Source organism: Moorena sp. SIO2C4 (assembly GCF_010672485.1).
GTDB lineage: Bacteria > Cyanobacteriota > Cyanobacteriia > Cyanobacteriales > Coleofasciculaceae > Moorena > Moorena producens.
On sequence record NZ_JAAHGN010000068.1, the window covers coordinates 1 to 13,941 of the forward strand.

Here is a 13,941-nt window from a genome sequence, read left to right on the forward strand (position 1 = left end):
GCGGCGAGCATCCTCCTCTCGCCGCAGCATGGGCAAAACTCCTGGAATGATAGAGTTCTTGAGTGAAACCTTTGCCTATCCCTACCCCTATCCGAAATACGCCCAAGTCTGTGTAGATGACTTCATCTTTGGTGGTATGGAAAACACCTCCACCACTCTGTTAACAGACCGTTGCTTGGTCGATGAACGAGCAGCTATCGATAACCAACGGACTGAAAGCCTTGTGGTTCACGAACTTGCTCATCAGTGGTTTGGGGACTTAGTGGTGATTAAACACTGGTCCCATGCCTGGATTAAGGAAGGCATGGCATCCTACACAGAAGTGTTTTGGACCGAAAATGAGTATGGTAAAGATGATGCTGCCTACTACCTACTCAATGAAGCACGCAGTTATATATCAGAAGATAGTTCCCGTTACCGCCGCCCCATGGTTACCCATGTCTATCGAGAAGCTATTGAACTCTACGATAGGCACCTTTATGAAAAAGGTGCTTGCGTCTATCATATGATTCGGGCAGAGTTAGGGGAAGACTTGTTCTGGAAAGCAATCCAAACCTTTGTTCAAGATAATGCTCACAAAACCGTAGAAACCATTGACCTGCTAAGGGCGATTGAAAAAGCTACCGGTCGTAATCTGTTATTCCTATTTGACCAGTACGTCTTCCGGGGGGGTCATCCTGATTACAAAGTTGCCTATTCCTGGGATGGGGATAGCCAGTTGGCTAAACTGACAGTAACCCAAACTCAGGCAAAAGATAGTAAAACGGGTAGCGATAGTGAGCTATTTGACCTGAAAATCCCGATTGCCTTTGGTTACACCCAGCTCGAAGACGATTCTCCTGTGAAAACCTCTAATGAAACCTGTCTACAGAAATTTACGGTCAGGGTTCATGAACGGGAACAAAGTTTCTATTTCCCACTGGCGAAAAAACCTAACTTAATTAGCTTCGACCACGGGAATAATTACCTGAAAACCGTTTCCCTAGAATACCCAATAGCCGAACTCAAAGCCCAGCTGAAATTTGACCCAGACCCCATCTCCCGTATCTATGCAGGGAAAGCCTTGGCGAAAAAGGGAGGATTAGAAGCAGTACAAGCATTGTCTGATGCCCTTACTAGTGACTCATTCTGGGGTGTTCGTTTAGAAATAGCCAAACAATTAGCTAAGGTAAAACTAGATCAAGCTGAAGCCGCCTTAATTGCTGGCTTGTCCGCTCAAAATCCCCGTGTGCGTCGTGCCGTTGTCCAAGCCTTGGGTGACGTGAAGACTCCAGAAAGCTACAATGCTCTCAAGCAATTACTAGAAAAAGGGGATGCCAGCTACTACGTAGAAGCTTCAGCAGCCAGGTCACTTGGGGGAATGGTTTCGGCAAGCCTTAAGGATAGAGAAGATGAAGTAATCCAATTGCTCACAAAAGTACTTCAAGAACGGAGTGGTTGGAATGAAGTAGTACGTAGCGGTGCCATTGGTGGCTTAAGTCAAATTAAATCTTCACCTATTGCCTTAGACGTAATTTTAGAATATACCACTCCTGGCATACCTCAACCCCTTCGTATAACAGCGATTCGAGCTTTAGGAGAGATTTCTACAGGTCAGACTCCCAATAAAATAGAGTCGATCCTGGAGCAATTAGAAGAACTGTCCCGTGAAACCTTCTATTTGACTCAAGTGACCATAGTTGGTGCCCTAGGAAAAATGGAAACTCCGAAAGCCATGGATATTTTGCGATCGCTTTTAGAGCATACTCCTGATGGGCGAATTCGTCGCATTGCAGAAGAAGCCATTCAGAAAGTCCAGAAAACCATTGGCTCTGACAAAGCCATTAAACAGCTACGGGACGAACTTGACAAACTTAAAAAAGATAATCAGGAACTCAAAAGCCGCCTGGAAAACTTGGAAGCCAAATCTAATCAAGCATGAAGTCTTTCTTTTACAGCTTCTAATTAAATTTCGTAAGCATTCAGCTCTCAGCTCTCAGCTCTCAGCTCTCAGCTCTCAGCTCTCAGCTCTCAGCTCTCAGCCAAAGGCCAAGGCTGACGGCTGACCGCTGACCGCTGAATGCTTACAATTTCTACTTAAATTTCTACAGTAAACACTGACCCTGATGGTTGATTATTTTCTACAAATATTCTACCACCATGGGCTTCAACTGCCATTTTACAGAACGTTAATCCCAGACCAGTTTGATAAATTCCAGTCATTAAATTTCCCACATCGTACTTATCAAAAATACGTTTTCGCAATTCTTCATTAATCCCAGGTCCAGAATCAGAAATGCGAATTATAGCTTGGGGTTCGGGATATACTGGATAATCTACTTGCAGTATAATTTTACTTTGTGAAGGAGAAAATTTGATGGCATTTGAGAGCAAGTTATCTAAGACACGCCGGATTAAATTAGCATCAATTAAAAGAGTATTACTGGATTCTGGTATATCGCTAACTAGCTGAATGTTTTTCTCGTGAGCAATGGCTTGGAAATCTAAGACTACCTCTTGTTCGAGTGCATTGAAATCCACCAAGTCTCGATGAAGGGTAAGTTTTCCCGATTGTAACTTCGCCATCATCAATAAGTTATCCGTCATTGAGCGCAGCTGGAGAGCTGATTTCAAGATTTGTTCAGTCTTTCTTTGCTGTTTTTCTTTGAGTTCAGTTTGCTGCAAAATCTCACAAGATATGATAATATTAGCCAAAGGATGTCTCAAATCATGCACGATCATATGAGACATATCTTCCCTCAGCTGTAGAGTAGCAGCTAGTTCATCATGTTGTTTTTTAATCCGCAACATCGAACGCACTCTAGATCGCAGTTCGATTCCACTAACAGGTTTACCTAGGAAATCATCGGCTCCTGCATCCAGGCATCGGGCAAGATCTTCCTTAGAATTGAGAGCCGTTACGATAATAATCGGGATATGGTGCCACTTTGGGTGAGACTTAATCCGATGGCAAACCTCTATACCATCAAGTTCTGGCATCATTACGTCCAATAAGATTACGTCCGGTTGAATTTTTTCTAGACCGTTTAATGCCTCTTGACCACAAGAGGCATAGCTCAAGTTGTAACCTTCCTTGAATAGCAGAGCCTCAATGACATCAAACCCACAGGGTTCATCATCAACTACTAGTATAGAGTTTTGACTATCCATCAATAACACCCTTTATGCGCTTGAATAGTTCACCATATTAAATATAGATATCTGGGATTTATTTTGGCTAATATAAATTATTATACCATTAATTTATATACGATTGATTAGTATGTTTAAACCTACTTGGGACTGATAAATAATGACTAATCACGCTAATCACGAATAACTAATTACTAACTAATTGCAAATCCTTAACCTCTACATGAACATACTGTTGAATAGTACTGACCAAGTTTTTCAGACTCACTGGTTTAGAGATGTATTCGTCCGCGCCAGCTCCTAGACATTTCTCCTTATCCCCTGGCATCGCCAGTGCTGTTACGGCAATAATCGGAATTTCTCTAGTCTTCTGATTGTCTCGAATTCGCTTAATCGCTTCAATACCGTCCATATCTGGCATCTGAATATCCATCATAATCAGCTGTGGGTGGTACTCTTTAGCCTGGCTAATCGCTTCCCAGCCATTCTTGGCTAATATCAACCGATAGCCTTTGCTGAGCAAGTAATCCCAAATCGTCTTAATGTTAGTTTCATTATCCTCTGCAATTAAGATTAACGGTGACTCTGGAGCTGTTTGAGGCATAACCACCAGAGCAGTTTCAGCATGGTTGACTGACTCTGGTGTTTCTAAACGACCCAAAATTTTGCTAATTGTTGAGCGCAAGAGTTTACGGGAGACTGGTTTAACCAGATATTCAGAAGCACCCATCTCCAACGCTTGCGATCGCTCATCCACTACAGAAAGAATCATCACTGGGATGTGTTGGGTTTGGGGATGAGCTTTTAGCTGAGCCAAAACCTTCCAGCCAGACACCTTCGGCAATTGCAAATCTAGAATAATCACCCCTGGGTTGACCTGTATAACCTGCTCGAGTGCTCCTTCTCCTTCAGGGTAAGTCAAGGTTTGTAGCCCTATTTCCCTGATATAGCGAGAAATGACTTCAGCTGCAGTAATAGAGTCTTCGATGATCAGCACTTGGGGATTGGAGATGGCGGATTGAGTAAATTGGCTTAGGTCTCCCAAATCACTCTGGTATTCTCCGTTTGGCTCACCGCTTTGTTTAATCGGCAGAGTTACTCTGAAGCAACTACCTTGACCCACTTCACTCTCGACATCTACCCTACCCCCGTGAATTTCTATGGTTCGTTGCACCAAAGCCAAACCCAAACCTGTACCGGCGTAGCGACGGGACAGACGGCTGTCAATTTGGACGAAGGATTGGAATAGCTTAGGCATATTTTCTTTAGCAATGCCAATACCAGTATCCATGACACTAAAACAAATAGTATTTCTTAATAAGTCTTCCTCAGCTTTTAAAATAACGCTTCCTCCGGTTGGGGTAAACTTCACAGCATTGCTGAGCAAATTGATCAGGACTTGTCGGATACGTCGCTCATCCACTTCTATTTCCCATAGTTTCTCAGTTACCTGAGAAGTCAGCTTAATATTTTTGTGATGGGCTTGGTTTCTAACAAACATTAAGCTGGAATTGCAGAGTTTTTGGAGGGAAACAGCACAGATGTGGAGTTCCATCTTTCCAGATTCAATTTTGGCAAGGTCAAGCAGATCATTGATTAGTTCTAGCAAATGTTGACCACTGCCCTGAATTGTACTGAGAGACTTACGCTGCCTATCTGTAATCGAACCATACACTTCCTCTTGCAAAGCTTCTGATAAACCAAGAATAGCGTTGAGGGGAGTACGTAATTCATGACTCATGCTAGCAAGAAACTCATCTTTGAGACGAGTAGCCCGTTCTAACTGGGCATTAGCCATAGCCAGTCTTTGATGATTTTGCTGCATCTGCTCTTCAGCCTGTTTGCGCTGTGTAATATCTCGACAGACACGGATTAAACCACCATCCTCAAGTAACGTTAGAGAAAATTCCTCAGCAAATATGCTACCATCCTTGCGCACGGCCGTAGCTTCTCCACTCCATTTTCCTGTTTTAAACAATTGGGGAAAAACTGACTTCTCAATACGCTCAATTTCTTCTGGTGGATAAATTATATGCCATTGCCGACCCACCAGTTGATCCGGTTGAGTGTAGCCAAACAGTTCCAGGTGAGTCTGATTGAGGTAAAAGTATTCACCTGCTGGATTAACTAATGCTATGCCATCAGTAGCTGCTTCTAGAGCTGTTAACTGACTTTTGAGAGCTTCTTCTGCTTTTTTACGCTCTGAAATATCGGTGTGAGAACCTGCTATGCGATAAGGCTTACCTGTTTTATCCCACAGCGCCGCTCCACGAGTCAGCAGCCAACGGTAGGAGCCATCTTTGTGTAAAGCACGGAACTCTTCTTGATACTGAAAAAGCTTGCCCTCTAGGTAATTATTAAAACTGAGTAAGGTTTGCTCTAAGTCGTCTGGGTGAATAATCTGTGTCCAGGATTCAAACGTATTGGTAATTTCATCATCTTTATACCCCAACATACTCTTCCAACGAGGGGATAAATACATTTCACCGGTTTGGAGATTGCAATCCCAAATCCCGTCGTTTACTCCTTCTACAGCTAAAGCAAATCGCTCTTTACTATCCTGAAGTTCCTGCTGAGCCTGTTTTCGTTGTTCTTCTACACCAATAGCGCTGGCAATCAGGTTAAGCAGTTGTTTGTCTTCTGTACTTGGTTCTACCTGCTGCTGATACAAAACACAAAGGGAACCCATTACCTTTTTGTTCCATTTGACCGCAATACCGATGTAAGTACACAGATTATAAGCCGTAATGTTGGGATCAGTTTGAGCATAAGCTGTATTCTGGAGATCCTGCTTGACCACTGACTCATCAGTTCCTTGTCGGATCACGTCGTAGCAAATACGTCCTTTTGCGCTATCCATAGTCGGGTAATCTGGCGGGACTTGCCACTGTCCTAATGTCACCAGTTGATTGTATTCCAGGCAATTATAGAGAGCGAAACTAGCATTGAGTAATTGCCCACAAACGGCTACCAGATGATTAATATTTTTGTCGGGATTGCTACCAAAGTTAAGAAAGCATTCATTAAGTTTTGCCAGTCGGTCTTCAAGTTGCTTCCGATGAGTCAAGTCTCGAATAACCCCCACAATATAGGGATTATTTTTGGAATCGAAAAAACGAGTTTTTTTGGTAGAAATGAAATGAAGAATACCGTTAGCATCAGTAAAGTATTCTTCATTTTCATTAACCACACCATTATTCATGACGAGTTGATCGGTTTTTCTAAAAACCTCAGCTTCTTCTGATCGGAAAAACTCATAATCTGACTGACCTAATAGTTGCTCTCTAGAATATCCGATAAACTCACAAAAGCTATCATTAAAGAATTTCCAATTATAATCTCTATCTTTTACAAAAATTGGATCAGATACTGCATTTATGATGTTATTTATAAAGTCTTTTGTTGCGGCAAGTTCTGTATTAGCTACTTCCAGTTCCAAGGCATGATTACTCAACTCTTGATTGAGCTGAGTAACTTGGGCTTCTACTTGCTTTCTCTGGGTGATATCTCGGAAATACCAGATTATAGCATAGTAATCACTAGCTTCAGACACCACAGAGCCAGAGTAACGGTCAAAAATCCGACCATCATTCAAGTAAATTTCATCACGACTTACTTCCCTGGGATGTTCAGACAGATACTTCAGCCTGTGGATAAATTCTTTGGGTTTATTTAGCTTAGATAGGACACTTTTCAAAAGTTTTTGGTCATCACCAGAGTTGAGAATCTCCTCTGGGATATTCCACATCTGACCAAAACGGCGATTGTGCCATAGGATTTTTTGGTTTTCATCAATAACTAATATACCATCAATTGATGCCTCTTGTTGAGCCCTTAACAGAAAGTTAGTTCGTTTTAGTAAATTTTCTCCCTGTTTACGCTCGGTAATATCGCGAGCAATAACACAGTTATATTCTTGATAATTAAACTTTAAATAATTAAGCACAATTTCTACAGTAAATTCTCGCCCGTATTTAGTGCGATGTACTGAATCTTGCTTAAAAGAACCTTGCTGTTTTAGGTTTGCCCAAAACCGCGACCAGTTATCTTTTGACAGTAAGGTATCGATATCATAAACGTGCAAGGTCAGTAGTTCTTCACGGCAGTAGCCAAGGAAATCACAAGCAGCTTCATTGACATAACAAAATCCGCCATCTTGTTTTGATAAAAAAACTGCATCCCCTACCCGATCCAGAGAAAAATCGATCAGCTTTAGTGTTTCCAGAGTAAGGAGACGTTCTGCAATCTCTTGCTGCAATTGACTGTTTAGTCGTGATTGCTGAGCTGCATAACGTTCCCTTTGCTTAAAAACAGTCAACAGACTGTCAGCCATAGGATTGAAATTGATAGTAAGTTGCCCTACTTCATCTTTCGTCCACACCTCGACTCGCGCTTCCAAATTGCCAGCAGCAAATTCTTGGGTAGTTTTTTGTAGTTGCTTGAGTGGTTTAGCAATTGCTCGTCCAAGCAAGATAGCCAAGAAGACATCTGCGATTAAGGCTATAGCAAGGACGCTCAGCTCAAGTTCTAAATTATCCCTAAGAAATTGATTGAAGGAGGATTCAGTAGTTACTCTGACTAACACTACGGTCGCTTTACTATCAAAATTAGTTAGAGCTTTAGCGACTATAGTGTAAGATTGTTTACCCAAGGTTTGCCGTGTGTAAACTACCTCTGATGTTTGGGCAACTGCTTTCTCCAACAGGGACCCGTTTACTAAATCTAAACTCGATTCCCCTTGCTCTAAATCTTTAACATCACTGTTATCCAAAGTAGCAGTGGCTAAGTTAAATTCCCCCGAACTCTGACGATAGTAGATTGCACTATAGCCTTTGTCAACCCCCCGCAGAGTGGTCTGAACTATGGGCAATTTGCCATTGACCAGGTCACCAGATACCAAGACAGCTACAATACTTCCAGTCTCTGGGTTCGTGACTGGAGTGAGTGTGTAACGAATTAGGGAGTCTTGTTCAACAAAACCATTCGGTAGCTGAGGTGACTCCTTAGCTAACTCAACCCAGCTGACAATTTGACTGGTCCCAATCGCCGTTCGATTCTGGAAAACTTGACTGACTAATTGATTAGGATTAAACCTCTCTCCTGTCCGGTCAGCGTTGGCATTAGCAATAATCTTGCCATTGGTACCTACTAAAGTCCCATATTCAATGTTGCGGGCTTTAATTTCGTTCCTCAGAACCCGTCTGACTTCAGCCTTGAGGGTTGGTTTTATGGGCTGACCAGAATGATCAGCGATCGCAGCAGCAATGATGGCAGCATTATCGGCTTGACCACGGAAGCCCAGCTTAGTTTGCTCAATTTGAGAATTGTAGTTGGTCTCGGTGATTGCTAATTCAGACTCAGCTTGGTCTCGTAGTTCGATTTGCCCTCCTGTTAGCATCATTGAAGCAGCGACGCCGAAGAATCCAATCAGAGAAATTAGCTCAGAGGCAAACAAACCAGTAAGCAGCTTACTACTTAGTGGTAAGTTATAAAACCACTGTAGGCAGCCTAACCGAATGTCTTGGGAAGGGTTAGGGAAAGATGGAGAATCTTGCATAATCCAGGGAAAGTTGCTTGCTGGCAAAGCATTTTCGTGCGTCTGTAACTGGTATCCAATCCGGTAGTGCCGATTTGCTGCGGGCAATCGTGGAAACAGCATAGTGTAGATAAATCAACGTAGATAAATCAACAGATTGCCCATGCTTGTTCGCTACGATACCACCGGAATCGATATGACACCATTGTTGCTTTGTTGATTTAGCCCCGTCATGGAGGATTCTGCTGAAGTTTTAATTTAAAGACTGTCGGTGATAACACGGAAATAACAGCTGAAATCTCAAGCTAGAGCCTCGGTTAATGTAATAATAGAAGTTGACAAATTTATAGATATATGCATCAAGAGGTGCGACCCGTGGCGAATTTAATTCCCCAGTTCAGGAAATGGGCAAGTTTCTGGTGTAGGTTTCTATGGGACTCTCTATTGTCCTGGTAGCAAAACCTGCCCTAAACCCTCTATTGGACTTAAAGTGAGATCTTGCACCATTGTCATTCATCCTAGGGTGGGCAGTGCCTACCAACGTGGTTTGCAAGCTTCATTATCTGTCTGATGCACTGCCCACCCTACATGAACTAAACTATTGGACTTAAAGTGAGATCTTGCACCATTGTCATTCATCCTAGGGTGGGCAGTGCCTACCAACGTGGTTTGCAAGCTTCATTATCTGTCTGATGCACTGCCCACCCTACATGAACTATTGGACTTAAACACCGAGTTATTGTATATGTACTTGTGTATACTTATTTAATAAAAAGCAAAAGATAGATAAAAAACTATAAATTTATTAGAGAGGCCTATACTCAGCGTGAGTCAGCATCAACTTGTATCTCCTGAACAGCGGTCTAATGAACCCCAAAGGTACTATGATCCACAAGCGATCGCGCGCTACTACCGTTCCAGACCTTGGGTAGTGATTTGGCGTTGCCTGAGGATTGTCTGGGGTTTCGCTAGCTTTGTTTTTAGTTTTAAGTTAGACCAATGGGGCAACCGGACTGAGCAAAATAAGTTAAAACGAGCCACACAGCTACGGGAACTTCTGACTAACCTCGGTCCAACCTTTATTAAAGTCGGACAAGCTCTTTCCACCCGCCCTGACTTGATTCGGCAAGATTTTCTAGATGAACTGATCAAACTACAAGACCAGCTACCTCCCTTTGACAATGCGATCGCATTGTCCATAATCGAGCAAGAGTTAGGGCGCTCCATCCAAAAACTGTTTAGCCAAATTTCCCCAAAACCTGTAGCAGCCGCTAGTCTCGGTCAAGTCTATCGGGCTAAACTCCACACCGGTGAAGAGGTGGCGGTTAAGGTACAACGTCCTAATTTACGCCCTATCCTCACCCTAGATCTTTATTTGATGCGCTGGGCAGCTAGCTGGATTGCTCCCTGGTTACCACTCAATCTCGGTCATGACCTAACTTTGATTGTAGATGAATTTGGTACTAAGCTCTTTGAGGAAATTAATTATCTCAATGAAGGTCGCAATGCCGAACGGTTTGCTCTAAACTTCCAAGACGACCCCACTGTGAAGGTTCCAGCAATATACTGGCGCTACAGCAGTCTCCGTGTCCTCACCCTAGAGTGGATTGATGGCTTCAAGTTAACAGACACAGAACGTATTGAAGCCTTAGGACTAGACAGCGCAAGCTTGATTAAAACCGGTGTCACCTCTGGTTTACGTCAGTTGTTAGAGCATGGCTTTTTCCATGCTGATCCTCATCCAGGTAACTTATTTGCCCTTCCGGATGGACGCATGGGCTATATTGACTTTGGTATGATGGATCAGTTAGATCAGGACACCAAAGAAACTCTTGTCAGCTGTGTCGTTGATCTAATTAATAAAGATTATCAATCATTAGCCCAGGCTTTTGTTAAATTAGGTTTCCTAGCACCCAACACAGATATCCAGCCGATTATCCCAGCCTTAGAAGCAGTGTTGGGAGAAGCAATTGGTGAAAGTGTCGGGGATTTCAACTTCAAGACGATCACAGATCAGTTCTCAGAGTTGATGTATGACTATCCTTTCCGGGTACCAGCCAAGTTTTCCTTAATTATCCGTTCTCTGGTGACTCAGGAAGGACTGGCACTGACCTTAGATCCCAACTTCAAAATTGTCGAGGTTTCCTACCCCTATGTAGCTCAGCGTCTGCTTACCGGTGAAACCCCACAAATGCGGCGGCGTTTGATTGAGGTGTTGTTCAAAGACGGTAAATTCCAGTGGGAACGACTGGAAAATATGATTGCGATCGCTCGGTCTGATCAGAACTTTGATTTGCTCCCAACCGCTCAACTTGGTTTGCAGTATCTCTTGTCTGAGGAAGGTCAGTTTTTGCGACGTGAACTGTTGTTAGCGTTAACCGAAGATGACCAACTCCATGGAGCAGAAATTCAGAGTCTGTGGAACTTAGTCAAAGATGATTTACCACCAGGACGTTTATTCAATGTAGCTTTGAATGCACTAAGTACTATTTCCAGTGATGGGATTGGGGCTATTTTACCGAAAGCTCCTGCTGTGAGTACCAAATAGTGTGTCAGAGCAACTGGCCGATAAGGAATATCCTTATCGTAACTACTGACTCCTGGCTATTCACTACTTGTTGTTATTTAATTAGCGCTTCCAAACGTTATAGGATTTGGTGGGTTACAGCCCGAAAAAAAATCAATGCTGCGCTTAACCCACCCTAGGAAACTATAAGATTATATTCAGCATTCAGCTATCAGCATTCAGCTATCAGCATTCAGCTATCAGCATATGCGCTACGCGCAGGCTACGCCAACAGCTAATGGGCTACGGGAACAGCTATTGAATAAAACAGGATTGTGAGAATTTTTGATTCCCTATTCCCTACTCCCTATTCCCTATTCCCTATTCCCTATTCCCTGTTCCCTTTGCTATTGGATAAAGTGTCATTCTTTGTAATAATCTTCACAGGCATTAAAAGCATGAAGATTAGGAGTTATTTGTGTATAATTTTTGGCCAGACCCACCGTATTTTTTGTTAATTTTTGGTTTGTTTGCTGGGATTACCTGTGGGCTAGCTTTTGAAGCTACACTCAAAGAAAAAGTACAGGAATGGTATAAGACCAAATCCAGTCAAACCCTGGCTGAAATTAAAGGAATCCAGTTACTGCTCCCATTTGTGGGAATTGCTGTTGGGATTTGCCTGTTTCTAGCCTCTGGGTTAGGAATTTTTGCCTTGCCCTATTGGCTGTGTTACTCAATCTCCATACCTATGACCTTATTTATTAGTGGGCTAGTTTGGTCACAACTTGGTAACGTATTGATTCAGTTAGAGCGAGGTGGCTCCAAAGCTCTAGATTTAGATTCCTGGGAGTGAATAGAAACAGGCTAATCAGCTATCAGCTATTAGCTATCAGCTATCAGCTATCAGCTATCAGCTATCAGCTATCAGCTTATGCGCCTAGCGTATATGCTGATATGGGCAAATCCCCAGACTTTCAATTCTCATTAATCTCTTAATATTAAGGATTTTAAGCTGACAGCTGACTGCTGACAGCTGACCGCTGACAGCTAAATGCTTACCTATTCCCTACTCCCTACTGCCTACTCCCGACTCCCTAAACTCTAGATTAATAATCCTCTTATTTATTAAAAAATCCATAGAATAATATTTAACATTACTAATACAAGCAACAGTAAGCCATTTATGATTAAATCATGACGACTTTCGTGGAGCTTTTTACCTAAAACTAGGCTGCCGCGCTCAAGAAAGTATTTTTTCATAAACCCTGGAACTTTTTCATAGTATGGCTTATACTTGAGCAGATTAATGATTAGCTGTATTAAGCCATAAGTAGTCAGAATTCGGTACCAGGAATAGAGGTTAATCATGTCTGACTAAGGATATATTTTACCAAAATAGCGATAATTGCTGCTGCAATGCTGCCGATTAAACTGATTCTGACAATCCGATTATACTTGCGGACTTGTATCTCGGCCATCTTTTCTGCCTGTCTTTCCATATAATTTTCTAGTTCCTGAGCTAGGGTGGAAACTACGGCAATGATCAGCGCTGCATCATCAGCTAATCCAGCAACGGGAATTACGTCTGGAACAGCATCAAAGGGGGATATTAAATAGATTAAGGCTGCGATCGCTAAAGCTTTTCCCTTCCAAGCGGCATTAGGATCCCGGACCATTTTAGCTAAAGCTTGAATTTTCGGCCAAATTTCTTTAATTGGTCCCCGGTTCATCCGTTCTAAGTTCTGGTCAATTTTTTGGATGTCTTCTGGCTTGGTATTTTGGAGCAATTTGTGAAATATTTCTTTTATCCTCCCCCGGTTCATCTGATCCAAGCTCTGGTCAATTTTCTGGATGTCATTGGGGGAGATATTTTTTTGTAATTTTTCCAGTAGTGTTCTAATCTTGCCAGGGTTGCTTGCTGGTGAGTTTTCCGACAGTTGGGAGATTTCTTGTTCAGTGCTAGATTTTTGAAATTTGCTGAGTATCCCTGTAATCTTGCCTCTAATTTTGCCAGGGTTGGTTGGTGCTGAGTTTTGAGACAGTTGGGGGATGTCTGGTTCAGTGGTAGATTTTTGAAATTTGCTGAGTATCCCTCTAATGCTACCTCTAATTTTGCCAGGGTTGCTTGGTTCTGGATTGCTTACCGTTACTGGGGTGTCCTTAGGAGTTCCTGGTTTGGGTAATTTGCTCAGTAGTGACTGAATTCGCCCAGGGGGTTTTTGTTCTAAGGTCTGGTCGAGTTGTTCTAAAGTCTGGTCGAGGGAGTCGAGGGATTGGATATCCTCTGGTTTTTCCTCTGGTTTTTCCTGTTTTTGAAATCGCCGAAGTAGTCTTTCCCGTAAACCCATTACTATCAACCTTTTTATATACGAGGATTTATCTGTTTTAATTGTTATAGCAATTGTCTTTACCATGAGGGACAAAGTGGTCCCCCTAAATCCCCCTTAAAAAGGGGGACTTTGAGCTTGATAAGCGTACCTCATAAATGCAATAAACACTATATAGCAATTCTATATCCCATGAGGTACAAAGTGATCCCCCTAAATCCCCCTTAAAAAGGGGGACTTTGAGCTTGATAAGCGTACCTCATAAATGCAATAAACACTATAACTAGTATAATGACATTTATGGTAAGCTTATTGCTAAATGGCTAGGGCGTGTCTTCAAACTCCGAGATCCCCCTAAATCCCCCTTAAAAAAGGGGGACTTTGAGTATGGCTCCCCCCTTATTAAGGGGGGCTGGGGGGGATCTAATATCTTGCGGAGA

The 13,941-nt window shown here is 42.6% G+C and carries 7 protein-coding genes; 4 read left to right on the forward strand and 3 right to left on the reverse strand.

Annotated features, from left to right (window positions below; genetic code table 11):
* A partial coding sequence (locus tag F6K20_RS06175) for a M1 family metallopeptidase (RefSeq protein WP_287294114.1) occupies nucleotides 1-1,921 on the forward strand: 1,921 nt, incomplete at its 5' end.
* Between the two features lie 155 nt (nucleotides 1,922-2,076).
* Here F6K20_RS06175 and F6K20_RS06180 read toward each other — a convergent pair.
* Nucleotides 2,077-3,150 (reverse strand): ATP-binding response regulator, encoded by a 1,074-nt coding sequence (locus F6K20_RS06180; RefSeq protein ID WP_287294115.1) that lies wholly within the window; start codon nucleotides 3,148-3,150, stop codon nucleotides 2,077-2,079.
* 169 nt (nucleotides 3,151-3,319) lie between these two features.
* Nucleotides 3,320-8,791: a PAS domain S-box protein gene (locus F6K20_RS06185; RefSeq protein WP_287294117.1), complete on the reverse strand. Its 5,472-nt coding sequence runs from the start codon at nucleotides 8,789-8,791 to the stop codon at nucleotides 3,320-3,322.
* A 703-nt stretch (nucleotides 8,792-9,494) separates the two neighbouring features.
* Between F6K20_RS06185 and F6K20_RS06190 the strand changes: the two genes are divergently transcribed.
* The 3 genes from F6K20_RS06190 to F6K20_RS06200 all read left to right on the forward strand — a co-directional run bounded on the left by F6K20_RS06190 (nucleotide 9,495) and on the right by F6K20_RS06200 (nucleotide 12,170).
* The gene (locus tag F6K20_RS06190) at nucleotides 9,495-11,216 is read left to right on the forward strand and encodes an ABC1 kinase family protein (RefSeq protein ID WP_008180667.1); all 1,722 of its coding nucleotides are present in this window, start codon (nucleotides 9,495-9,497) and stop codon (nucleotides 11,214-11,216) included.
* A gap of 436 nt (nucleotides 11,217-11,652) precedes the next feature.
* Nucleotides 11,653-12,027 (forward strand): hypothetical protein, encoded by a 375-nt coding sequence (locus tag F6K20_RS06195; protein ID WP_287252723.1) that lies wholly within the window; start codon nucleotides 11,653-11,655, stop codon nucleotides 12,025-12,027.
* Complete coding sequence (locus tag F6K20_RS06200) at nucleotides 12,024-12,170, forward strand: hypothetical protein (protein WP_287294120.1); 147 nt, start codon at nucleotides 12,024-12,026, stop codon at nucleotides 12,168-12,170. The genes F6K20_RS06195 and F6K20_RS06200 overlap by 4 nt, the downstream gene beginning before the upstream one ends.
* Nucleotides 12,171-12,538: 368 nt before the next feature.
* On the opposite strand, the gene F6K20_RS06205 is transcribed toward F6K20_RS06200, so the two are convergent.
* Nucleotides 12,539-13,522, reverse strand: coding sequence for a YkvA family protein (locus F6K20_RS06205; RefSeq protein WP_287263304.1), 984 nt, complete (start codon nucleotides 13,520-13,522; stop codon nucleotides 12,539-12,541).
* Between the last annotated feature and the right edge of the window lie 419 nt (nucleotides 13,523-13,941).